The organism is Paraburkholderia sp. Tr-20389 (assembly GCF_017104565.1).
GTDB lineage: Bacteria > Pseudomonadota > Gammaproteobacteria > Burkholderiales > Burkholderiaceae > Paraburkholderia.
Map to the genome: position 1 here is coordinate 265,381 of NZ_JAAGPD010000005.1, position 23,806 is coordinate 289,186.

21 protein-coding genes are annotated in these 23,806 nt (G+C 63.4%); 5 read left to right on the forward strand and 16 right to left on the reverse strand.

What is annotated here, in order from left to right:
• Positions 1-20: 20 nt before the first annotated feature.
• The 9 genes from hslU to G3N95_RS08675 all read right to left on the reverse strand — a co-directional run bounded on the left by hslU (position 21) and on the right by G3N95_RS08675 (position 9,424).
• Positions 21-1,364, reverse strand: a complete 1,344-nt coding sequence (gene hslU, locus G3N95_RS08635; protein WP_205969567.1) for an ATP-dependent protease ATPase subunit HslU — start codon at positions 1,362-1,364, stop codon at positions 21-23.
• Positions 1,365-1,373: 9 nt separating this feature from the next.
• The gene (gene hslV, locus G3N95_RS08640) at positions 1,374-1,910 is read right to left on the reverse strand and encodes an ATP-dependent protease subunit HslV (protein ID WP_012399495.1); all 537 of its coding nucleotides are present in this window, start codon (positions 1,908-1,910) and stop codon (positions 1,374-1,376) included.
• Between the two features lie 395 nt (positions 1,911-2,305).
• Positions 2,306-2,725, reverse strand: a complete 420-nt coding sequence (gene dksA / locus G3N95_RS08645) for an RNA polymerase-binding protein DksA (protein ID WP_012399496.1) — start codon at positions 2,723-2,725, stop codon at positions 2,306-2,308.
• 614 nt (positions 2,726-3,339) lie between these two features.
• A complete protein-coding gene (locus G3N95_RS08650; RefSeq protein ID WP_205969628.1) occupies positions 3,340-4,419 on the reverse strand; it encodes a GTP-binding protein in 1,080 nt (359 codons plus the stop codon).
• A 177-nt stretch (positions 4,420-4,596) separates the two neighbouring features.
• Positions 4,597-5,799, reverse strand: a complete 1,203-nt coding sequence (locus tag G3N95_RS08655; protein ID WP_205969568.1) for a class I SAM-dependent rRNA methyltransferase — start codon at positions 5,797-5,799, stop codon at positions 4,597-4,599.
• Between the two features lie 85 nt (positions 5,800-5,884).
• Positions 5,885-6,808, reverse strand: a complete 924-nt coding sequence (gene xerC / locus G3N95_RS08660; RefSeq protein ID WP_205969569.1) for a tyrosine recombinase XerC — start codon at positions 6,806-6,808, stop codon at positions 5,885-5,887.
• Between the two features lie 10 nt (positions 6,809-6,818).
• The gene (locus G3N95_RS08665; protein WP_205969570.1) at positions 6,819-7,538 is read right to left on the reverse strand and encodes a DUF484 family protein; all 720 of its coding nucleotides are present in this window, start codon (positions 7,536-7,538) and stop codon (positions 6,819-6,821) included.
• Between the two features lie 86 nt (positions 7,539-7,624).
• The gene (gene dapF / locus G3N95_RS08670; RefSeq protein ID WP_205969571.1) at positions 7,625-8,485 is read right to left on the reverse strand and encodes a diaminopimelate epimerase; all 861 of its coding nucleotides are present in this window, start codon (positions 8,483-8,485) and stop codon (positions 7,625-7,627) included.
• 54 nt (positions 8,486-8,539) lie between these two features.
• Positions 8,540-9,424, reverse strand: coding sequence for a lipid A biosynthesis lauroyl acyltransferase (locus G3N95_RS08675; protein ID WP_205969572.1), 885 nt, complete (start codon positions 9,422-9,424; stop codon positions 8,540-8,542).
• Positions 9,425-9,696: 272 nt separating this feature from the next.
• On the opposite strand from G3N95_RS08675, the gene metK reads away from it, so the two are divergent.
• The gene (metK, locus tag G3N95_RS08680; RefSeq protein ID WP_205969573.1) at positions 9,697-10,884 is read left to right on the forward strand and encodes a methionine adenosyltransferase; all 1,188 of its coding nucleotides are present in this window, start codon (positions 9,697-9,699) and stop codon (positions 10,882-10,884) included.
• A gap of 205 nt (positions 10,885-11,089) precedes the next feature.
• Here metK and G3N95_RS08685 read toward each other — a convergent pair whose 3' ends face one another.
• Positions 11,090-11,449 carry a hypothetical protein gene (locus G3N95_RS08685; protein WP_205969574.1) on the reverse strand — a complete coding sequence of 120 codons (360 nt, stop codon included), beginning with the start codon at positions 11,447-11,449 and terminating at the stop codon, positions 11,090-11,092.
• A 423-nt stretch (positions 11,450-11,872) separates the two neighbouring features.
• Here G3N95_RS08685 and G3N95_RS08690 point away from each other — a divergent pair, with 423 nt between their 5' ends.
• Positions 11,873-12,634: a phytanoyl-CoA dioxygenase family protein gene (locus tag G3N95_RS08690; protein WP_205969575.1), complete on the forward strand. Its 762-nt coding sequence runs from the start codon at positions 11,873-11,875 to the stop codon at positions 12,632-12,634.
• Between the two features lie 47 nt (positions 12,635-12,681).
• Here the strand turns inward: G3N95_RS08690 and G3N95_RS08695 are convergent, their stop codons facing one another.
• Positions 12,682-12,882, reverse strand: a complete 201-nt coding sequence (locus tag G3N95_RS08695) for a DUF3185 family protein (RefSeq protein ID WP_205969576.1) — start codon at positions 12,880-12,882, stop codon at positions 12,682-12,684.
• 312 nt (positions 12,883-13,194) lie between these two features.
• Between G3N95_RS08695 and mgrA the strand changes: the two genes are divergently transcribed.
• From mgrA to G3N95_RS08710, 3 genes are all read left to right on the forward strand, one after another.
• Entirely contained in the window at positions 13,195-14,238 is a 1,044-nt protein-coding gene (gene mgrA / locus G3N95_RS08700; protein ID WP_205969577.1) for an L-glyceraldehyde 3-phosphate reductase, read from the forward strand.
• 230 nt (positions 14,239-14,468) lie between these two features.
• Positions 14,469-15,038: a nucleotidyltransferase domain-containing protein gene (locus G3N95_RS08705; RefSeq protein ID WP_205969578.1), complete on the forward strand. Its 570-nt coding sequence runs from the start codon at positions 14,469-14,471 to the stop codon at positions 15,036-15,038.
• Positions 15,019-15,474 (forward strand): hypothetical protein, encoded by a 456-nt coding sequence (locus tag G3N95_RS08710; protein ID WP_205969579.1) that lies wholly within the window; start codon positions 15,019-15,021, stop codon positions 15,472-15,474. The genes G3N95_RS08705 and G3N95_RS08710 overlap by 20 nt, the downstream gene beginning before the upstream one ends.
• A 21-nt stretch (positions 15,475-15,495) precedes the next feature.
• Here the strand turns inward: G3N95_RS08710 and G3N95_RS08715 are convergent, their stop codons facing one another.
• From G3N95_RS08715 to G3N95_RS08735, 5 genes are all read right to left on the reverse strand, one after another.
• Complete coding sequence (locus G3N95_RS08715; protein WP_007582094.1) at positions 15,496-15,678, reverse strand: hypothetical protein; 183 nt, start codon at positions 15,676-15,678, stop codon at positions 15,496-15,498.
• A 271-nt stretch (positions 15,679-15,949) separates the two neighbouring features.
• Positions 15,950-17,221, reverse strand: a complete 1,272-nt coding sequence (locus tag G3N95_RS08720) for an MFS transporter (RefSeq protein ID WP_205969580.1) — start codon at positions 17,219-17,221, stop codon at positions 15,950-15,952.
• Between the two features lie 164 nt (positions 17,222-17,385).
• Positions 17,386-18,864, reverse strand: a complete 1,479-nt coding sequence (locus G3N95_RS08725; RefSeq protein WP_241018312.1) for an efflux transporter outer membrane subunit — start codon at positions 18,862-18,864, stop codon at positions 17,386-17,388.
• A 35-nt stretch (positions 18,865-18,899) separates the two neighbouring features.
• A complete protein-coding gene (locus G3N95_RS08730; RefSeq protein ID WP_205969582.1) occupies positions 18,900-20,168 on the reverse strand; it encodes an efflux RND transporter periplasmic adaptor subunit in 1,269 nt (422 codons plus the stop codon).
• A 70-nt stretch (positions 20,169-20,238) separates the two neighbouring features.
• Complete coding sequence (locus G3N95_RS08735; protein WP_205969583.1) at positions 20,239-23,421, reverse strand: efflux RND transporter permease subunit; 3,183 nt, start codon at positions 23,419-23,421, stop codon at positions 20,239-20,241.
• Between the last annotated feature and the right edge of the window lie 385 nt (positions 23,422-23,806).

Here is a 23,806-nt window from a genome sequence, read left to right on the forward strand (position 1 = left end):
TTTGGCCGGTCAGGTGCGCGTTACAGCACGTAGCGCGAAAGATCCTCGTCCTGCGCCACCTCGTTCAGCGCGCGGTCGACATACGCCGCGTCGATCTGCACGCTCTTGCCGGTGTGGTTACCCGCCGAGAACGACACTTCTTCGAGCAGCTTCTCGATCACCGTATAGAGGCGGCGCGCGCCGATGTTTTCCGTCTTCTCGTTCACCGAGAACGCGATTTCCGCGAGGCGGCGGATGCCGTCGTCGGCGAATTCGAGGTGCACATCTTCCGTTGCGAGCAGCGCCTGGTATTGCTTGACGAGGCTGGCGTCGGTGGCGACGAGAATCGATTCGAAGTCCTTCACCGACAGCGAATCGAGTTCGACGCGAATCGGGAAGCGCCCTTGCAGCTCGGGAATCAGATCGCTCGGCTTCGCCAGATGGAACGCGCCGCTCGCGATGAACAGGATGTGATCGGTCTTCACCATCCCGTACTTCGTGTTGATCGTCGTGCCTTCGACGAGCGGCAGCAGGTCGCGCTGCACGCCCTGACGCGACACTTCGCCGCCGCCTGCTTCGCTGCGCGACGCAATCTTGTCGATCTCGTCGAGGAACACGATGCCGTTCTGCTCGACGTTCTGCACGGCCTTCGTCTTGACCTCTTCGTCGTTCAGCATCTTCCCGGCTTCTTCGTCGGTGAGCAGCTTGAGCGCCTCTTTCACCTTCACCTTGCGGCGAGTCTTCTTGCCGCCGCCGAGGTTCGCGAACATCGAGCGGATCTGCTCGGTCATGTCTTCCATGCCCGGCGGGCCCATGATGTCCATCGTCGGCTGCTGCATTTCGATGTCGAGCTCGATCTCTTTATCGTCGAGCGCGCCTTCGCGCAGACGTTTGCGGAACGTCTGACGCGTCGTGTTCGACTCGTCGCCGCTCGCTTCGCTGGTGCCCGAGCCGAAGCCGACCGTGCGCGCGCCCGGCAGCAGAATGTCGAGAATACGGTCCTCGGCGAGGTCTTCGGCCTTCGTGCGAACCTTGCGCATTTCGGTTTCGCGCGTCTGCTTGACCGAGATTTCGATCAGGTCGCGCACGATGCTGTCCACATCACGGCCCACATAACCGACTTCCGTGAACTTGGTCGCTTCGATCTTGATGAACGGCGCGTCGGCGAGCTTGGCGAGACGCCGTGCGATCTCCGTCTTGCCGACGCCCGTCGGCCCGATCATCAGAATGTTCTTCGGCGTGATTTCCTGACGAAGCGGCTCGTCGACCTGCTGACGGCGCCAGCGATTGCGCAGCGCGACGGCGACGGCCTTCTTCGCGCGATTCTGGCCAATGATGTGCTTGTCGAGTTCCGAGACGATCTCGGCGGGAGTCATGGTGCTCATCGTGTGTCCTTACTCGATCGTCTCGATGACGCGGTTGTGGTTCGTGTAGATACACATGTCGCCGGCAATCTCCAGCGACTTTTCGACGATCTCGCGTGGCGAAAGATCCGTGTTGTCGGCGAGCGCCTTGGCCGCCGCCTGCGCGTATGCGCCACCCGAACCGATCGCGCAGATGCCGCCTTCGGGATCGAGCACGTCGCCGTTGCCTGTGATGACGAGCGTGGTGGTGGCGTCGGCCGTGATCAGCATTGCTTCGAGACGGCGCAGCATGCGGTCGGTGCGCCAGTCTTTCGCGAGTTCGACTGCGGCGCGCGTGAGATTGCCCTGATGTTTTTCGAGCTTGGCTTCGAAGCGGTCGAGCAGCGAGAACGCGTCGGCCGTACCGCCGGCGAAGCCGACCAGCACCTTGTTGTTGTAGATGCGCCGGACCTTCTTCGCGCCGCCTTTCATGACGATGTTGCCCAGCGTGACCTGGCCGTCGCCGCCGAGCGCGACCTTGTCGCCGCGGCGCACGGAGACGATCGTCGTGCCGTGAAATTGCTCCATATGCGTTCCTTTTGTAAAGCAAGGGAGGACGCGGAAGCGCCATTGCGCATCCACGGAATCCAAGAGCGGACGGCGCGCGACGCCGGGTGCCGCGCGCGCGTGCAACGCATGTCGGGATTATTTTAGGGCGGGCGCGGACTTATCAAGAGCCGAAGTCGAATGAGCGCGAGAAAAGGCGCGGACGGGCGAGCGGCGTGATTCCGACGGTAAAACGTGCTGACGGTTCAGCGCGCGGCTTGGTATATGCAATGCGCATTTACCGATCGTCGGGGTCGATATGGACGCGTGAACAGTTAAATGCCCCGGCTCAAAAGAAAAAGAGGCGCACGAATCACCGTGCGCCTCTGACGAAGCGTATCTGGGGCGCGGACCCCGAAAACCGCGCCGCCCGTCGATCAGTCGCCGAACAGCTTCTGGCGCAGTTCGCGGCGTTCCTGTGCTTCGAGCGACAGGGTTGCGGTCGGGCGCGCAAGCAGGCGGGGAATGCCGATCGGCTCGCCCGTTTCTTCGCACCAGCCGTACTCGCCCGATTCGATGCGCGCGATGGACTGCTGCACCTTCTTCAGCAGCTTGCGTTCGCGGTCGCGCGTGCGCAGTTCCAGCGCATGCTCTTCCTCGATCGTCGCGCGGTCGGCCGGGTCCGGCACGATCACGGTTTCGCGGAGGTTCTCGGTCGTCTGGCCGGCATTGCGGAGGATGTCCGCCTGCAGCTGCTCGAGCCGGTTCTTGAAGAAAGCGAGCTGATCCTCATTCATGTAATCCTTGTCGCTCATCTTCAGGATTTCGGCTTCGGTCAAGAGTCGTTTCGTCGTCATCTGGCTTGCTTCTTCAATGTGAGGCAAATCATTGCCCGCACTTTCGTGTTGCCCGCAAAGGCGCCTCGATGACGCTCAAATGAGCGCCGGCGAACACGGACGGTGGGCTGTCGTGACGCCGAAGCGCCGTTGCGGGGCCGAACTCCTCTGGAAACCGATTCTTCCCATGCTCCTGAGGCAATGCTTCCCGGCAGCGCGTTATGAGCCGGGCAGTGCAGGCCGGCTATCGGCGATGTCCCCGGATGAGATTTTCCGGCGCCGTTTTCGGCCCGGCACGGCTGCAAACGCGACTTCGCGCTTTAAACCGGGCAATTCGTTCTCTTTCTCCAGCGGGGCCGTATTGTAACTGAATCACAATACGAATCAGCAAGCGAGGGAAATCCCTGCCGCAAACTCCACTTATCGTGAAAATATAACGCGCTGTTCACTAAAAAGCGATGGTCAGACACGTATTCTCACAACAGGGTTTTCACGTGCTTTGACCGCAAACGGACTGTTAAATTGCCGCGTTTGTGCTTTTGAGGTCTTTTTGCCGTGTGAAAGCGGGAAAACGGCAGCCCGGGCAGGGCGCCGAAACGCCCGCCCGGAAATTACACGAATGAACAGATAACGAATCAGACGAGGCAGGCTTCAAGACCGTCGGTAATCAGGTCTTGCGGCAGTTCGATGCCGATGAACACCATCTTGTTCGTCTTTTTCTCGATGGGTTGCCACTTGGCGGCGAGATCGCTGCCCATCATCTGGTGCACGCCCTGGAAGACGACCTTGCGATCGACGCCCTTCATGTACAGCACGCCCTTGTAGCGCAGCAGGCGCTCGCCATAGATCTGCAGAATGCCGCCAAGGAAGTCTTCGAGCTTGTTCGGATCGAACGGTCGGTCGCTGCGGAAAACGAACGACTTGATCTTGTCGTCGTGGTGCGCGTGATGATGGTGATGATGACCGTGATCGTGGCCTTCATGATCGCATTGACCATGATCGTGATCGCAGTTCGCGTGATCGTGGTCATGATCATGGTCGTGGTGCGCGTGATCGTGCTCGTCTTCGGCGAGGAAGTCCGGGTCGATTTCCAGCTTCGCGTTCAGGTTGAAGCCGCGCAGATCGAAGATTTCCTTGATGTCCGCTTCGCCGAAATTGACGACGCGAATCTGCGCCTTCGGGTTCATGTGCAGCAGACGGTGGCGCAGGTCGCCGAGCACCGCTTCGTCGACGAGATCGGACTTCGTGACGAACAGACGGTCCGCAAAGCCGACCTGGCGCTGAACGACTTCGTGCTCGTCCAGCTGATGGTTGCCGTGCTTCGCATCGACGAGCGTGATGATCGCATCGAGCAGGAATTCGTCGGCGATCTGGTTATCCATGAAGAACGTCTGCGCGACGGGGCCGGGGTTGGCCAGACCCGTCGTTTCGATCACGACGCGGTCGAAATCGAGCTTGCCTTCCTGCTTTTGCGCGGCGAGGTCGCCGAGCACGCGCGCGAGGTCGCCGCGAATCGTGCAGCAGATGCAGCCGTTGCTCATCTGGATGATCTGCTCGCCCGTGTCCTGCACGAGGATGTCGTTGTCGATGTTCTCTTCGCCGAACTCGTTTTCGATCACGGCGATCTTCATACCGTGCTTCTCGTTCAGGATGCGCTTGAGCAGCGTGGTTTTGCCGCTGCCGAGAAAGCCGGTCAGGATAGTGACGGGAATCATGTTGTTCGCCATGTGGAGTCGCCTTGTGTTCGTCGATCTGGGGTGCGAACCGCGCGCTGCGTGCAAGGTCCGAACCGCAGGAATTCAGCAGAATATTGAAGCATAACTGCGCGGACGCCGCTGCCGGGCGGTCAATGCCCCGCCGATGCCAGGGAAATAACGCCTAACTATGGGCGATCACGCGATTTGCAACAATAGGCCTTTCAGATATTCGCCTTCGGGGAACGCCGTCAGTAACGGATGATCGACGCCCGCGCCGAGGCGCCTGAGAATGCGCGCATCGACCCGCGCGTCGGCGGCCGCGCCGGCGACGATCTTCTGAAACAGCTCAGCATCGATCGCGCCCGAGCACGAGTACGTGAAGAGCAGGCCGCCCGGCCGCAGCAGCTTGAGGCCCGTGAGATTGATGTCCTTGTACGCGCGCGCGGCGCGGTCCACGTGCTCGCGCGACGGCGCGAACTTCGGCGGATCTAGCACGATCAGGTCGAAGCGCTCGCCTTCGTCGTACAGGCGCCGCAGCGTCTTGAACGCGTCGGCGTCGAGCCACGTCGCCCGCGCCGCGTCGAAGCCGTTGGCGGTGACGTTCTGCTGCGCGAGCGCCAGCGCTTCGCCGGACGAATCGATCGACACCACGCGCTTCGCGCCGCCCTTGAGCGCCGCGAGCGAGAAGCCGCCCGTGTAGCAGAAACAGTTCAGCACGTCGCGGTCTTTCGACAGCTCCTGCACCAGCGCGCGGTTGTCGCGCTGGTCGACATAGAAGCCCGTCTTGTGGCCGTTGCGCACGTCGACGTGATAGCGCACGCCGTTTTCGCTCGCGATCAGCGTCTCGGGCGGCGCGTCGCCGGCGAGCACGCCGACCGTCTGGTCCAGCCCTTCCTTTTCGCGGATCGACACGTCCGAGCGCTCGTAGACGTTCGGGCAACCCGTTGCGCCGATCAGCGCCTGAACGATCGCGTCCTTCCATGCCTCGACGCCCGCCGCCATGAACTGGCAGACGATCTGGCCGCGCTTCGACGCGTCGTCCTGGATGTAGTAATCGACGATCAGTCCCGGCAGGCCGTCGGCCTCGCCGAAGATCAAACGCGTCGCGCCCGTGTCGTGCACCATCGTTTGACGATGCTCGAGCGCGCGCTGTACGCGGCGCTTGAAGAACGCGTGATCGACGGGCTCGCTTTCGTCGAAGCTCCAGACGCGCGCGCGGATCTGCGAGTGCGGGCTATACGCGGCGCGTGCGAGAAAGCGTCCGTCGTGCGCGCGCACGAGCACAGTGGCGCCGGCGGCCGGCTTGCCGTCGACGCGCTCGATCGCGTTCGCGTAGACCCACGGATGGCGGCGCAGCAGCGATTTCTCTTTCGACGGTTTGAGCGTAACGGTATTCATGACTTCGTGAGGATTTCAGCAGAACAATGCGCCGCCCGAAGCGGCAAAGCCGGATGACCGGCCGCCCGACATACGTCGGGCGGCGTCAGTCGCGTTTTTTGGCGCGCGGATGCGCCTGATCGTAGATTCGCGCGAGGTGCTGGAAATCGAGGCTGGTGTAGACCTGGGTCGCGGCGATGCTGGAGTGGCCGAGCAATTCTTGCACCGCGCGCAGGTCGCCGCTCGATTGCAGCACGTGCGACGCGAACGAATGGCGCAGCACGTGCGGATGCACATTCGCGGGAATGCCCGCCGTGAGCGCCGCGCGCTTTACGCGGTCGCGCACCGCGTTCGGCGGCATCCGGTTGCCGCGTACCGACACGAACAGCGGATGCGGATCGTGCTTCACCAGTTCGCCGCGTACGGCAAGCCAGGCGCGCAAGGCTTCGAGCGCCTTGTTCCCGACGGGCACCACGCGCCGCCGTTCGCCTTTGCCGAGCACTTCCACTTCGGCTTCGTCGAGCTTCAGCCAGCCTTGCGACCGATAACCGTCGACATCGGTGTAATGCACGTCGAGACCGACCAGTTCGGACAGGCGCAGGCCCGACGAATAGAACAGCTCGAGCATCGCGTGATCGCGCAGCCCTTCGGCCGTGGCCATCGCGGGCGATTCCATCAGCTTGTGCGTGTCGTCGACGGATAGCGCTTTCGGCAATGCCTTCGCGCGTTTCGGTGCGCGGACCGTTGCGACAGGGTTTGCGGGCAGTTCGACGCGCTCGGCGAGCCAGCGGTAAAACGCCCGCCACGCGGACAGCCGGTGCCCAATCGAGCGCGCCGACAGCCCGCCCGCATGCGCGCGCAAGACGGCGCCGCGGATGTCGGTGGCGGTGAGGCTTTCGAGCGCGCGCCCATTCGCGAGCGTTTTCAGCTCGTCGAGTTCGTGCGTGTAGCCGCGCAGCGTATGCGCCGACAGCCGCCGTTCGTGCTCGAGGCTCGACAGATAGGTGGCGATCGGGTCGGCGGGTGTCACGTGAGGGCGCTCAGCGCGGCAGCAGACGGCTCAGCGCAGCGCTCGCGAGCGCGCCGATCTGCGTGAGGAAGTCGGTGGCCATGCCGTCGTGGAAGCGGCGCGCATCGGGCGAACCCATCACGAGCAGGCCGAACGCCGAGGCGTCGTCCGATGCTTCAGGGTCGCGTAGCGCGATCAGCGCAATCGATTCCGTGCCGTTTGCAGCCGCGCCTTCGGCAGAACCCGCAGCCTCGCCGGCAACGGCGGATACGGCGGGCGTCAGCCATTGCGCCGCCTCGAAACCCGTGTTCGCGCCGCAGTACGGGGTGGCCAGGCTATTCGCGAAGATGCGCACTTCCTCGCCGACGTGGCGCGTGAAGTCAGCTTGCGAGTACGGTTCGGACACGTCCCACACGCGCAGCGCCGCCTGCGGCACGTCGAACACGTCGCGCAGGCCCGTCGAGATCGTGCGCGGCAGCGCGCCCGGATCGCGCTCGGCCATCACGCGCGTCGTCCAGCGGCCGAACTTCGACGCGATGCTGTCGTTTTCGTGTCCGTAGCGCAGCAGTTCGGCGAGGCGCCGCTCCAGATGCTTGTTCTTCTCGCGCAGCATGTCCATCTGGCGTTCCTGCAGCGACACGGCGGCTTTGCCGTGCGGGTTCGCGAGTCGAACGGAAGCGAGCAGTTCGGCGTGCTCGGCGAAGAATTCGGGGTTGGCTAGCAGGTAGTCGGCGACTTCGCGATCGTTCATGGTTTCAGCTTAAAGGTTGCGCGCTTCTTTGCTGTCGGTCGTGCTGCTGCGCCACGCGGTTCAGCCTCCGCGCAACGGTGAGAAATTCAGTCGGCCAGTTCGATTTCGCCTTCGAACACGGTCGCGGCCGGGCCCGCCATCATCAAGGACGACGAGGGCGCGCCGTCCCACGTGATGGTCAGTGTGCCGCCGTGCGTGTGCACCTTGACGGGGGCATCCAGCAGTCCGCGGCGAATGCCTGCCGCCACGGCCGCGCATGCGCCCGTGCCGCACGCGAGCGTTTCGCCGGCGCCGCGTTCGTAGACGCGCAGTTTCACCTCGCTGCGTCCGACGATCTGCATGAAGCCCGCATTGACCCGCTGCGGAAAGCGCGGGTGGTTCTCGATGACGGGCCCGTCGACGAGCACGGGAAACGCCTCGACGTCGTCCACCACCTGCACCGCGTGCGGATTGCCCATCGATACGACGGAAACCCAGCGCGTCGAGCCGTTGACATCGAGCGGATAGAGCGTGTCGTTGCCTTCGCCGCGCGCGTCGAGGCTGCTTGGGTCGAACGGCACCTGAGCCGGCTCGAATACGGGCGCGCCCATGTCGACGACGACCTCGCCGTTGTCCTGCATGGTCAGCGTGATCACGCCTTTCTGGACCTGCACGCGGACGCTGCGCTTGTCGGTGAGGCACGTGTCGCGCACGAACTTGACGAAGCAGCGCGCGCCGTTGCCGCAATGCTCGACCTCGCCGCCGTCGCAATTGAAGATGCGATATCTGAAATCGACGCCATCGACGGTCGGTTTTTCGACCACCAGCAACTGGTCCGCGCCGACGCCGAAATGTCGGTTCGCGAGCGCGCGCACCTGAGCTTCCGTCAGGTTGAGCGGTTGCGTGTAGCCGTCGAGCACGACGAAGTCGTTGCCCGCGCCGTGCATTTTGGTGAATTTCAGTTTCATGCCGCTATTGTAAGTGACTGGCCGACCGTCTTGCCCGTCGTGCGATGGCGCGCCTCAGTAAAAGCTCGGGTCGCCGGGCGGGCGCGTCTTGAAGCGCTTGTGCACCCAGTAGTACTGCTCGGGAATCTGCGGAATCTGCTCTTCGAGAAACTCGTTCATGCGGCGCGCGTCGGCGTCGTCGTCGCCCGTCGGGTAGTTGTCCCACGGCTTGAAGACCCGCAGCCGGTAGCCCTTGTAGTTCGGCAGCACTTCGCCGATGAACGGCACCACCTGCGCGCGCCCGACTTTCGCGAGGCGTCCGACGGCCGTCAGCGTACACGTCGGCACGCCGAAGAACGGCACGAAGGTCGAATTGCGCATGCCGTAGTCCATATCGGCGCCGAGCATCACCGGCTTGCGCTCGCGCAGCCAGCGCAACACGATCCGCGCGCTGTCGGCGCGGCTGGCCATTTCGGCATCGAAACGGCCGCGCTGCGCTTTCGCGACGTCCTCGAGCTGCGGGTTCGACATCGGCTGATACAGCGAGCCGCACGGACGCTTCAACGAATAGTTGAGGAAGATCGAACCGGCCTCGATGCCGACGAAGTGAAAGCCCAGAAACAGCGTGGGGGGCAGGTTCGGATCGGTGAGATCGATCTCGCTGTCGAGCTGGATCAGCTTTTCCAGCTTCTCCGCCGAGCCGAACCACTGCACGCTGCGCTCCAGATAGCTGCGGATGGCATGCCGGAAGTGCTTCTGCGCGACTTCTTCGCGACGCTCGTCGCTCCATTCAGGGAAGCACAGCTTCAGGTTGATATGGACGATGCGGCGGCGGCGGCTCGGAATCTGATACAGCAGCCAGCCGAGGCCGTCGCCCAGACGCGCGACGAAGCCATACGGCAGCAACGCAAACAGCTTGAGCAGCCCGATGGCGAGCGTGACGCCCAGACGGCTCAGCATGCGATGGCTCCGCTATGTGCGCGAGACCACGCTGGGTAAAGAAAAACGGCGAAATAGACGATATACCGCACGCGCAGGCACTCTGTGACAAATGAAAGAAGTCGCTATAATAAGGGCTTCGCCGAGTTAATAGACAACTTGCGGGGCGAAGCCGACGGATGGCTATCTTTCAGATAGTCGCCCGGCGGTAAGGAATTCCGCTAAAGCGTCGCCGCTTCAGGCTCGAAGCAGGCTACGTGAAACTCAACCGTAACCAACAAGGAGCCTGTAACGTGGCTAACGACTACCTCTTTACCTCTGAATCCGTCTCCGAAGGCCATCCGGACAAGGTCGCAGACCAGATCTCGGACGCTATTCTCGACGCGATCCTCGCCCAGGACAAATACTCGCGCGTTGCGGCTGAAACGCTGTGCAACACGGGTCTCGTCGTGCTGGCGGGTGAAATCACCACGACGGCAAACGTCGACTACATCCAGGTCGCGCGGGAAACCATCAAGCGCATCGGCTACGACAACACCGATTACGGCATCGACTACCGCGGCTGCGCGGTGCTCGTCGCGTACGACAAGCAGTCGCCGGACATCGCGCAAGGCGTCGACCGCGCGCACGACAATAACCTCGACCAGGGCGCCGGCGACCAGGGCCTGATGTTCGGCTACGCATGCGACGAAACGCCCGAACTGATGCCGCTGCCGATCCACCTGTCGCACCGCCTCGTCGAGCGCCAGGCGAACCTGCGCCGCGACGGCCGTCTGCCCTGGCTGCGTCCGGACGCGAAATCGCAGGTCACGGTTCGCTACGTCGACGGCAAGCCGCACTCGATCGACACCGTCGTGCTGTCCACGCAGCACTCACCGGATATCGACCTCGCGCAACTGCGCGAAGCCGTGATCGAAGAGATCATCAAGCCGACGCTGCCCGCCGAACTGATCAAGGGCGACATCAAGTTCCTCGTGAACCCGACCGGCCGGTTCGTGATCGGCGGCCCGCAGGGCGATTGCGGTCTGACGGGCCGCAAGATCATCGTCGATACGTACGGCGGCGCGGCTCCGCACGGCGGCGGCGCATTCTCGGGCAAGGATCCGTCGAAGGTCGACCGCTCGGCAGCCTACGCCGGCCGTTATGTTGCGAAGAACATCGTCGCAGCGGGCCTCGCATCGCGCGCGCTGATCCAGGTGTCGTACGCAATCGGCGTTGCACAGCCGACGTCTGTGATGGTCAATACGTTCGGCACGGGCCGCGTGTCGGATGCAACGATCACGCGTCTGGTGCAGGAACACTTCGACCTGCGTCCGAAGGGCATCATTCAGATGCTCGACCTGCTGCGCCCTGTGTACGAAAAGACGGCTGCCTATGGTCACTTCGGCCGCGAAGAGCCGGAATTCTCGTGGGAAGCGACCGACAAGGCGCTCGTGCTGGCCGAAGCGGCTGGCACGGAGCCGGTTGCCGCTCTCGCCTGAACGAAGGTGTGAGCCATCCGCGCGGCCAAATGCCGCGCGGCGCCGGTCTCGGCACTGCAAAATGAAACGCCCTGCATGCGGACGCATGCGGGGCGTTTTTTCTGGTGCGCGTGATGTGCGGCATTGTGCACGCACGCGAAGCCTTAGCGGGCGCTATCGAGCGTCCGCTAAGGCTTCGGCAAGATTCCTGCGAACGGGCGAGTGCTCAGCGCGCGAACGCGAACCAGCCTTCGCTGGCCGCCGACAGGCGGCGCGGCCGCCGGCTCGTTGCATGCGGCACACTGGTGGGCTTCGCGGCGCGTGGCGAGACGCCCAGCATTCGCACGGGCGCGGGCTTGCGCAGCAGCGTGCGCAGCGACAGGCGCGGCGCCGCTTGAACGCGCAGCGCGCTGAAGAACGTGCGGAACCAGAAGCGCACGCTGTCGACGGGCTTCGCGTCGCGCAGTTGCTCGGCGAGCGCGCGTGTGCGCGCGGAATGATGACGGAGGGCACGCACCACATGGCGGCGTGCGGGACGCGCGGCGTTGAACGCGCGGGTGAGTCGAGTGCTCAATGGACTGTGCATGGCGTGGTGGATCAGGCAGCGTGGGCCGCGTGGCAAGCGACGAAGGGTGCGCGAAACGACGCACCATCCATGCCAGCGAGGGGGACGCAATAGCCTGAGGAAAGACGGAATGAGACGACAGCGGCTGCGGATGGCCGTGTCGACGGCGAAGTAGCGTGTGTTGCAATCGACATGGACGCAAGGCTACACGTGATTGATGACCGTCGAAAGTCCAGAGGGATAGGGGTTTTTACGAGGACAAAGCCCGCACGATCGCGCCCTTTGCGCTCGACGAGCGTGCACGGCTGCCCAGCCGGCGTGCAGTTGCGCCCGTCACGATTGCACGTTGCTTGCGTTGGGGCACATGACCGGGCGCCGATCCGATCGTGCCCGTTTTACAATGGGAACCGGTTGTCGAACGAACGCTAGCTGAACGGAACGTCCATGTCAGTCCATTCGAAGAAAGAGCAGATTCAGGTGCTGCGCGAGCAGGGTTTTGTCGTGGTGCCGGATCTCATCAGGCCCGAGCGCTGCGAGGAGATGAAACAGATCGCGCGCCAGCAGTTGCAGGTCGCCGCGGATCCCGTCGAATTCGAAGCGGATCTGCGCTATCCGGGCGCGCCGGAGTCGAAAGAAGCGCCCGGCGGGCATACCGTGCGTCGACTGCTGGACGCTTACGCGCGTCATCCGCGCTTTGCTGAATGGGCGACGGCGCCGGAAATTCGCGGCTGGATGGAACTGTATTTCGGCGAAGAGCCGCGCCTGTCGCGCGCGCATCACAACTGCATGATGACCAAGCATCCAGCGTACGGCAGCCTGACGGGCTGGCATCGCGATGTGCGTTACTGGTCGTTCGAGCGAGACGATCTGGTGTCGGTGTGGCTCGCGCTCGGAGACGAAACCGTCGACAACGGCGCGCTCTGGTTCGTACCGGGCTCGCATGCCTCGGCGTTCACGTCGGACCGCTTCGACGAAGCGAAGTTTTTCCGCTCAGACGTGCCCGAGAACGCCGCGCTGATCCAGAAAGCGGTGTCGCCCGCTCTGAAAGCGGGGGACGTGGTCTTCTTCCACTGCAACACGCTGCATTCGGCGGGCAAGAATCTGTCGGATCAGGTGAAGTTCTCGCTGGTGTACACCTATCACGGCGCGAGCAATGTGCCGCTGCCGGGCTCGCGCTCCGCGTCCAAGCCTGAAGTGGCGTTCTGAGCCGCGAGTCGGGCTCGCAAGTCGAGCCCGATATGGCATACGGCCAGTCAGCGCCTGTTCGACGCGAGTCCGATCAGGCCTGCGAGTGTCGCGACGATCCCGCCCGCGATCAGGAAGATGGTCTTGTTGGTCGGCGAGCCCGTGAAGACACGCGACACGTCGTTGCTGAACGAATGAAACGACTGGCCGCCGAAGTACAGCAGCACGACGCCGCCGACGATCAATGCGAGCGAGATCGCTTTGGTCATGAACACTTCCTCATCGATGGATAACAGTGGCGGAGAGTCTAGGTGATCGACGCCTTCGAGTCCATGCTCGCGTCCCGCAGTGTGGGCGTCTGCAGCCCACGCGGCGATTGGCTAACATAGCGTGTTGGGCGGTCGCTGGCGGTTCGCAATCTGCGTGCCGGACAGCGGCGCAATAGACCCTTCGCGTGATACCGGTAACGCGTCATCCGTACGCGGCATCACGGCGGCACCTCAGTACAACAACAACGCTTCACTCGAGCGATGCACGACGGCATCGCCGCTCCACTTCTGTTCTCGACAAGGACACTATCCATGGCTTACGAAGCAGCTTCAGCACGCTATTCGGACATGCAGTACCGCGTTTGCGGCAAGTCGGGTCTCAAACTGCCGGCGTTGTCGCTCGGCCTGTGGCACAACTTCGGCGACACCACGCCGATCTCGACGCAGCGCGACATCCTGCGCACGTCGTTCGATCTCGGCATCACGCACTTCGACCTCGCGAACAACTATGGCCCGCCGTACGGCAGCGCGGAAACGAACTTCGGCCGCATCTTCAAGGACGACTTCAGGCCGTACCGCGACGAACTGCTGATTTCGTCGAAGGCAGGTTGGGACATGTGGCCCGGCCCGTACGGCCAGGGCGGCGGCTCGCGCAAATACGTGCTGGCGAGTCTCGACCAGAGCCTGCAGCGCATGGGTCTCGACTACGTCGACATCTTCTATTCGCACCGTTTCGATGTCGACACGCCGCTCGAAGAAACCGCAGGCGCGCTCGCGAGCGCCGTGCAGCAGGGCAAGGCGCTGTATATCGGCATCTCGTCGTACTCCGCGCAGAAGACGCTCGAAATGGCGAAGCTGCTCGCCGAATACAAGGTGCCGCTGCTGATTCATCAGCCCGCGTACAACATGCTGAACCGCTGGATCGAACACGATCTGCTCGGCGCGCTGGAGCAAACGGGTTCGGGCGCGATCGCCTTCACACCGCTCGCGCAAGGTCTGCTGACGGGCAAGTATCTGAATGGCGTGCCGCAAGACGCGCGCGTCAACAAGGCGGGCGGCGGTTCGCTGAAGCAGGAGCATCTGAGCGAGCAGAACATCGACCGCGTGCGCAAGCTCAACGACATCGCGCAGCGCCGCGGTCAAAGCCTTGCGCAGATGGCGCTCGCGTGGACGCTGCGCGATCCGCGCGTGACGTCGGCGCTGATCGGCGCGAGCAAGGCGGAGCAGGTCCGCGAGAACGTCGCGGCGCTGAAGAACCTGTCGTTCACGGCGGAAGAACTTGCGGAGATCGACCGCCATGCGACGGAAGGCGGCGTGAACCTGTGGGAGAAGCCGTCGACGGATCAGCACATTTGATGCGGCCCGGAACTGGCAGTGCCGCGACACCGCCAGCATTGGAATATGCCGACGGATAGGCCTGTTCCCTACGCCAGCGCGAAGCCCCTTGGCGAAAGTCCACGGGGTTTTTTCTTGACCTCCGTCGTGGACAGCTGCTTGACGAGTACCTATATTAGGTACAATATTACCTGACTTCGGTACAAATTTACCTGGTTCCGGTTGTCACGGTGCGGGCTAAAAAGTCACCCATGCTTGCCGATTTTCTTCTCACACCGAAGCAACAGCGAATCCTCGGCGCCTTCTTGCTGAATCCCGCGCGCAGCTTCGCCATCAGCGATATCTTCGATCTCGTGGAAGGTGGCCGTAGCTCGACGCAGGCTTTTATCAAGTCGCTGGTCGAGGCGCAGGTGCTCTTGCTCGACACGGAACATCGCACGACGCGATACACGGCGAATGCCGCGCATCCGCTCTATCCGGAGTTGCGCCAGATCGCTATCAAGAGCTTCGGAATCCGGGAGCCCATCGAGGCTGCGCTCGTCGAACTGCGGAATCAGGTGGACCGCGCCTTTATCTTCGGCTCGCTCGCGAAGGGAACGGACAAACCGGACAGCGATGTCGACGTGATGCTTGTTGGCGACGTCCGGCTCGGCAAGGCGACGCGTGCGCTGGAGGCGGCCGGGTCCAAGCTTGGCAGGGAGATTCACGTGAACGTTTATCCGGCAACCGAGTGGGAGGAGCTACGAATCTCAGACCCGGTGGTCCGCGCAATTGATGAGGGTCCAAAGATTGAACTCAATATTGCCGCTTCTGCCGACTAAAGCACTCTCTGATGCGCTCAAAGCAAGTTATATCCGCGAGACCGCCTATGAAGACGTGCACGCCATCCAGTTTCGCAAGAACGTCGCATCGTATATCCAGGCCGCAAAGCTCGAGATGGCGCCCATCGCGCGGTACACGCTCGCTTATGAAGCACTTCACGCCATCGCTGTCGGCGTGCTTTACGTGCACGGTCTCGCGCCGGGCAACAGGGAAGGACATCGAACGCAAGCGTTATCGCTGATGTACGGCTTTCTCGACCTCGACCTCGACGATAGATCGGAAATTACGCACGCGAGCCAAACCCGTAACGACAAGCTTTATAAGAGTCTCGCGCCACCCCCATCGAGCGCAACTGCTACCTATCTGCTCGAACTCGCTGAGCGAGTCGAAAAAATAGCCCGGCAGAAACTGCCGGGCTGGTTTGCGCTGGCGTAAGCACGATGAAACGTCGCTTCGCTAAACGAGCGCGGGCAACCCCTCTACCAGCACGACCGCAAACACGACCCCAAGCAGCGCGCCCAATACCCGCAGCGTGTTGTGCCTGAACTCGGTTTTGCACGGAAGCGCGCCGAGGAAGAGTGCCCCGGCCAGCGCCATCGGAATGACCAGAATGAAATCACCGATCGTGAAGTAGTGCATGCCCGTCTCCTGTGTGTAGTCGTTTGACGCGACTGCATGCGGCGCGCCTGAAACCAGTATAGGAGACCGTACGGACGCGTTTGGTTAGCTGCAACGCACACACGCTTCTGTCCCTCGTGAGGAAAAGCGAAGCGGGACAAGGCTTTGCACGGTACGCACATCGGCGTGAGGAATCTCGCGCCGCGCGCGCGTCCGCTTACGCCGACCTTTCTGAATATGCGTTTTATCGGTCGAAACGTCGGCGAAAGTTGCGCGCGTTGCAGGAGTGACGTTAGGCCGCGCCGAGGCGCTCGCGAGCCCTCAAACGCGTCGACGCGAGTATGCCGATCAGCAGCAACGCCCCGACGAGCGCCGCGACGCCCGTCCACGCGTAAGCCGCCCACACGCGCCCGCCGTACGAGCCGACGATGCTCGAACCGAGGTAATACGCGAGCAAATACAGTGCGGCCGCCTGGCCTTTCGCTTCCTTCGCGATCCGTCCGACCCAACCGCTCGCCACCGCGTGTCCAGCAAAGAAGCCAAATGTCACGCAGGCGATGCCGCAAGCGATCAGCGCAAGCGACTGCGTCGTCGTGAGTAGCAAACCGCATAACATGATGACGATGCTGCCCGTCAGCACGCGTCCGCGTCCGAACGTGTCGGCCATCCGCCCCGACCACGGCGACGCGACCACGCCCGTCAGATACACGACGAAAATGCCGCCGATGGCCGTCTGGCTCAGCCCGAACGGTGGCGCAAGCAGCCGGTAGCCGATGTAGTTGTACAGCGTGACGAAGCTGCCCATCAGCACGAAGCCCATCAGGAACAGCAGCGGCAAACCGGGCCGGCGGAAATGCTTCGCGAGCGCGCTTTGATGATGTGCAAAGCCGAGTCCGCGGCGCGGCACGAAATGGCGCGACGGTGGCAGCAGCGAGCGGAACGCGAGCATCGACAGAATGCCGAGCACGCCGATCGTGCCGATCGCGACGCGCCACGAGAACAGATCCGCGACGACGCCCGTGATCACGCGTCCCGCCATGCCGCCGATGGCCGTGCCGCCGACATAAAGACCCATCGCGAGTCCGAGGCCCTCGGGATGCACTTCCTCGGCGAGATACGCCATCGCGACGGCGGGCACGCCGCCGAGCGCAAGCCCTTCGAGCGCGCGCAGCAACAGCAGCGCGTGCCATTGCTGCGTGAACGCGACCGCGAGCGTGAGCAGCGAAGAGACGGTGAGCGAAGCCGTCATCAGCCGATGGCGGCTCCATCCTTCCGAGACGAAGCCCGCGACAAACACCGCGAGCGCGAGCGCAGCCGTCGTCAGCGACAGCGACAGGCTGCTTTGCGCCGGGCTGACGTCGAACGAGGCGGAGAACGCGGGCAACAACGGCTGCACGCAGTAAAGCAGCGAAAACGTTGCATAACCGGCAAACAGCAGCGCCAGACTGGCGCGCCAGTAGGCGCGCGTGCCGCGCTCGAGATACGGCGTGCCGGCGGGGGAAGGAGAGGATGAGGCGAAAGACGAAGAATCAGCGGGCCGACTCGGGTCCGACGATGCGGTCACAACAGAACTCCCGGAAACGATGAGAAGTGGCGAAAGAAGTAGCGACAAGCGCGACGCCAGCAGGCGCGCAAGGGCTCAACGATACGCCCATTGCGCCATGGGCGTCGTCGAACTCTGCAGCAGGACGCGGACCGGGAAGTCCGCGATGCGTGTTCTCTCAGCGCTTATCCACGCGTGGCGGCGGGCGCACTTGCCGGCTGGCCGGCTTCGTCGGGATGGGTGAGCTGCTCGTCGGTGGGCAGCGACGTGACGTCCCAGCCGCCGCCCAGTGCTTTGATAAGCGCGACACTTGCGGCCATCCGGCGGCGCGCGATCGACACGGCTTCGCGCTCGTTGGTGAGCGCCGTCGTTTGCGCGACCACCACGTCGAGATACGTGATCGCACCGTTCTTGTATCGATTCGACATGATCGCAAGCGAGCGCTGCGCGGCTTCGACGGCGCCGTCCTGCGTCTGTGCTTCCTGTTCGAGCACGCGCAAGGCCGCGATGTTGTCTTCGACCTGACCGAATGCCGTGAGCACCGTTTGACGATACTGCGCGACGCCTTCGTCGTAGCTCGCCTGCGCTTCGGCCTTTTGCGCGGCGCGTCCGCCGAAGTCGAGCAAGGTGCCCGCGAGCGACGGTCCGAGCGACCAGAAGCGGCTCGGCGCAAGCAGCCATTGACTGAAGTTGGTCGCCTCCAGCCCGCCCGTCACCGAAAGGATCAGATTCGGAAAAAAGGCCGCCGTCGCGACGCCGATCTGCGCGTTCAGATTGACGACATGCCGCTCGGCGGAAGCGATGTCGGGCCGTCGCTCGAGCAGCGTCGACGGTACGCCGACGGGCGCGATCACGGGCACGGCGACGAGCGGCGCGACGGGCAACGAGAACGTCGAAGGCGGCTGGCCGATCAGAATGGCGATTGCATGTTCGAGCTGCGCGCGCTGCACGCCGAGATCGATCGCCTGCGCCTGAGTCGTGCGCAGTTGTGTCTGCGCCTGCGCGACGTCGCCGTCGGTGGCGATGCCGCCCTTGTAGCGGTTCTGCGTGAGTTCGACGGCTTCCTTGTAGGCGGCAATCGTATCGTCGAGTAGCTGGCGCTCGCGGTCGATGCCGCGCAGTTCGAAGTAGTCCGTCGCGAGCTCGGCCTGCATCGACAGCAACGCACTTTGCGCATCGGCGGCGCTGGCCTGCGCATTCGCGCGCGCCCCTTCGACGCTGCGCGACACACGGCCCCACAGGTCGGGCTCCCAGGTTGCATCGGCGCCGACGACCCAGTCGTCGAGCGTCTTGCCGGCGGTGGACTTGAACTTCACGTTCTCCGACGAGCGCGCACGCGAATAGCCGCCGCTCATGGTGACGACTGGGAAGAACTGCGAGCGGAACTGCGCGACCTGCGAGCGCGCCGCACGAAAGCGTGCCTGCGCGGCCTGCACGTTCTGGTTCGCGTCGGCCACTTGCTGTTCGAGCGCGTTCAGCGCGGCGTCGTCATAGACCTCCCACCAGGCGCTGCGGATATGCGCGTCGGCGGGCTCGGCCGCTTTCCAGCCTGTGCCTTCGAGTTCCTTGTACGTCGCGGCCGTCGGCGTCGCGGGCCGCTTGTAGTCGGGGCCGAGCGTGCACGCGGCAAGCAGGCTCGCGCCGGTAAACGCCGCAAGTGCCATTGCGGCGGTTGAGCGAAGGCGCGTGCGGTGCGTGCTCACTCTGGTGCCTTTGCCGTCTGTTCGTTTTGTGCCGAAGCCGAAGTACCGGACGCGCCCGATGCCCCTGCGGCATTGCCCGCCTTCGGATGCACGATACGCACCGCCGCACCGTCGACGATCGAATCCTGCGGATTCAGGATCACCTGTTCTTCGCCCGTCAGTCCCGATGCGACCGCGACGCGCGTGCCATAGTCGGTGCCGAGCGCGACCTTCACGAGCTTCACGCGCTGCTGTGCATCGACGGTGGCGACCTTCACGCCGTCGGGGCGGAACAGGAACGCGTTGCCGGGCAGGGTGAAGGGCGCCGCGACCTGCGACTTCAGCGCAAAGTGAACCTGCGCATACGCGCCCGGCAGCAGATCGCCGTTGCGGTTGTCGACGTCGACTTCGACGAGCATCGTGCGCTGCTGCATATCGACGGCGCCGGCCGTGCGCGCGACGGTGCCGGGATAGTGCTTCGACGGCGTTTCCGTGAGCGTCAGATACGCGGTCTGCTGCGCCTTCACTTCCTGCGCGTAAGCCTGCGGCACGTTCACATAGACGCGCAGCCGGTCCGCCTGCGCGACATGGAAGAGTTCCTTCGCGGGACCACCTGAGCTGCCTGCGTCGATCAACGCGCCGACATCCACGTTGCGTGCCGTCACGATGCCGTCGAACGGCGCATAGACCTTCTGGAACGATTGCGTCTTCTCGAGGCGCGCGACGTTAAAGCGTGCCGCGTCGAGCGTGCCTTTCTTCGCGAGCATGTCGCCGACCTTCTCGTCGGTTTCCTGCTTCGACACCGAGTTGCTGCGCAGCATCTCCGTCCAGCGGTCGGCGGTGCTTTTGGCGAGCGCGTAGTTGGCCTGTGCGTTCGCGAGATCGGCGCTCGCGGCCTTCAGCTGGTCGTCGACCTCGGGCGTGTCGATCTCGGCTAGCAGCTGCCCGGCCTTCACGTGCGCGCCGATGTCGACATACCACTTCTTCAGATAGCCATTGGTGCGCGCGTAGATCGGCGTGTCGAGAAACGCCTGCACGTTGCCGGGCAGCACGAGATCGAGCGCCGCCGCCGACTTCTGCGGCTTCACGACTTCGACGCTCAACTGCGCGGCATGCTGCGCGTCGCGTTCGAGCGCGGCGTGTGCGTCGTGGCGGGACCAGATGCCTTGCGCCGCGAGCGCGAGCACGACGACTGCCGCGCCGGCCGCGATCCAGCGGGAACGTTTCGATGAGCCGCGCGGGCCTTCCCCATGCGGCGCGGACTCATCAGGACGATTCACTTCCATCTGCACTCCGGATACTGTGCTTGCACATCGTTGTTATGACAGCGGCCACTTTGTGCCCGCTTCGGGCACGTCATTGCGGTTTATGGACGACATGCGCGGCGGCGCGTGCTCGCCTTTCCGACAGCCGTCGATAGATCATCGAAAACACCACGGGCACGAACACCAGCGTCGCGACTGTGCCGATCGTGAGGCCGCCGATCACCGCGCGTCCCAGCGGCGCGTTCTGCTCGCCGCCTTCGCCGAGGCCGATTGCCATCGGCACCATGCCGATCACCATCGCAAGCGCCGTCATCAACACGGGACGAAAACGCGTGAAGCCCGCTTCGATTGCTGCGCGCGTCGCGTCGCCGTGTTCGAGCAGCTTCTCGCGCGCGAAGCTGACGACGAGAATCGAGTTCGCCGTCGCGATGCCGATACACATGATGGCACCCGTGAGCGCCGGAATCGACAGCGTGGTGTGCGTGAGGAACAGCATCCACACGATGCCCGCCAGCGCGCCCGGCAACCCCGTGATGATGATGAACGGATCGAGCCACGACTGGAAGTTCACGACGATCAGCAGATACACCAGCACGATTGCGAACACGAGACCGGCGAACAGGCCCGAGAACGAATCGTTCATGGTCTGCACCTGGCCGCGCAGTTCGATCGACGAGCCCTTCGGCAATTGCGCTTTGGTGTCGGCGATGATCTTCTGGATGTCGTCGGAAACGGCGCCGAGATCGCGGCCGTCCGCCGTGCCGTAGATATCGATCGTGGTCTGCGCGTTGTAGTGCGTGAGCACCGCGTTGCCCGCAGTGCGCTGCATCGTCGACAGCGCGCCGAGAATGTTCGTGTGGCCGTTCGCGTTCAGCGGAATATTTGCGAGCGATTGCAGCGAATCGATCGAATATTGCGGCGCTTCCGTGATCACGTTGTAACTGACGCCATTGCGCGGATTGAGCCAGAACGTCGGCGTCGTCTGCTGGCTGCCCGATAGCGTGATCAGCAGATTGCTCGCGACGTCGCGCTGCGTGAAGCCCGCCTGTTGCGCGCGCGTGCGGTCGACGTCGACGAAGATGCGCGGCAGATCCGATGGCTGCTGGATGCGTGCGTCGGCGAAGCCGGGGATCGCGCGCAGTTTGTCGAGCAGCATCGCAGCGAACGCGCGATTGCCCTGCACGTCGCGCCCCACGATCTGCACGTCGATCGGCGACGGCATGCCGAAGTTCAGCGTCTGGCTGACGATATCCGCGGGCAGGAACGCAAACTGCACGCCGGGGAATTCGTCGGTGAGCGTGCGGCGCAGCTTGCGCACATAGTTGGCTGTCGGCTGGTGGTCCGGGTTCAACGTGATCAGGATGTCGGCATCCGACGTGCCGATCGTGCCCGTATTGCTGTACGACAGATTGATGCCCGAGACGGGCAGGCCGATGTTGTCGATGATCGAATGCAGCTCGTCGCGCGGAATCAGTTCGCGGATGCGCGCATCGACGCGATCGGTGACGACGGCAGTTTCCTCGACGCGCATGCCCGTTTTCGCGCGCAGATGCAGCGCGATCGTGCCGGCGTCGACGGAAGGGAAGAAGTCGCGGCCGAGGAACGGCATCAGCAGCAACGACAGCAGACAGCAGCCGAGAAACACCGTCACGAAGAATCCGGGCCGCGCGACGCGCGCCACCAGGAACGCTCGGTAACGACCGCGCACGTTCTCGAAGCCGCGCTCGAACGCGAGGTGCATCCGCATGAATGGATTGCGACCCGCCTGCGAATGATGGAAGTCGGCGGGACGGTGGTGATTGCGCAGCAGATACTTCGCGAGCGTCGGCACCAGCGTCCGCGAGAAGAAGTACGACGCGAGCATCGCGAATACGACGGCTTCGGCGAGCGGGATGAACAGATAGTGCGCGACGCCCGTCAGCAGGAACATCGGCACGAATACGATACAGATGGAGAGCGTCGACACCAGCGTGGGAATCGCGATCTGATGCGCGCCGTCGAGAATCGCCTGTTCGAGGTTTTTGCCCTGTTCCAGCTGATGGCTGATGTTCTCGATCGCCACCGTCGCGTCGTCGACGAGAATACCGACGGCTAGCGCAAGGCCGCCGAGCGTCATGATATTGATCGTTTCGCCGAGCGCGGACAGTGCGATGATCGACGTGATCATCGACAGCGGAATCGACACCGCGATGATCAACGTGGCGCGCCAGTTGCCGAGGAACAGCAGGATCATCAGGCCCGTCAGGCACGCGGCGATCAACGCTTCGCGCAACACGCCCTGCACCGATGCGCGCACGAACAGCGACTGATCGGCAACGGGATCGATCTTGAGCGACTCGGGCACGAGATTGTGCAGCGCCGGCATCATGGTCTTGATGCGATCGACGATTTCGAGCGTCGACGTATTGCCGCTCTTGTTGATCGTCAGCAGCGACGCGCGCTGGCCGTCCACACGCACGATGTTGGTCTGCGGCTGATAACCGTCGCGCACGTGCGCGACGTCGCGAATGTAGATCGTACCGTTCGGCCCCGATTTGATCGGGATATTGTTCAGGCCTGCGAGCGAATCGGGGCTCGAATTCAGCTGCACCGAGTATTCCGTCGAGCCGATTTTCGCGGTGCCTGTCGGCACGATCAGGTTTTGCGCGGTGATCGAATTCACCACGTCCATCGGCGACAGATTGCGCTCCTGCAGCTTGCGCGAATCGATATCGACCATGATCTGCCGCTGCTTGCCGCCGTACGGCAGCGGTGCGGATGCGCCCGGCACGGTCGCGAGCTGCGTCTTCAGGAAGTTGTTACCGTAGTCGTACAGTTCCTGCTCGGTGAGCGACGGCGACGACAGCGACAACCGCAGGATAGGCACGGTGGATGCGTTATAGCGCAATATGTTCGGCGGTGTGATGCCGGGCGGCAGCGAGCGCAACTGCGATTGCGACAGCGCCGTGACTTGTGCGAGCGCTTCGCTGATGTTGGCGTGCGGCTGGAAGAAGATCTTGACGACGGCAATGCCGTTCATCGAAGTCGATTCGACGTGCTCGATATCGTTCACCGCCACGGACAGCCCGCGCTCGTAATTGAGCACGATGCGCTTTTCCATCTCGTCGGCGGGCAGGCCGTTGTACGACCAGATCACCGACAGCACGGGAATGTCGATGTTCGGGAAGATGTCCGTAGGCGTGCGCAGTATCGTCAGCGGGCCGATGATCAGCAGCAGCAGCGCGAGGACGACAAAGGTGTAGGGGCGCCGCAGCGCGAGACGAACGATCCACATGAAAAGGGCGGTCCGGTAAGGGCGGGGGCGGCTGCTTCTGGTGGCAGCGAGCATGGCGCGACGGCGGCCCGGCCGGGCGTGCGCGACAGGAATATAGCGCGTATCGTAGCTTACATCGACATTTTTGAGACGAGTGGGTGGGTCGGTTTATGATGAGCCTGTTACGGGCGGTTACAGTCAGGGTTTCGTAAGTCGAATCGACCGAACGGGCGCCTGACAAGGCCTTACTTTTTACTTTGCCAAAAGGCCCAAAAGGGCAACAATGGGGCTCAACGGGCGACAGATGCGAGTCTCCCGGCCCTTGGTTTTCGATTCAGGTGCGCATGCAACCATTTGCGCGTTGCAGCGCTTTTATCAGCACATTGACCGGCGCGGTCCCAAACAA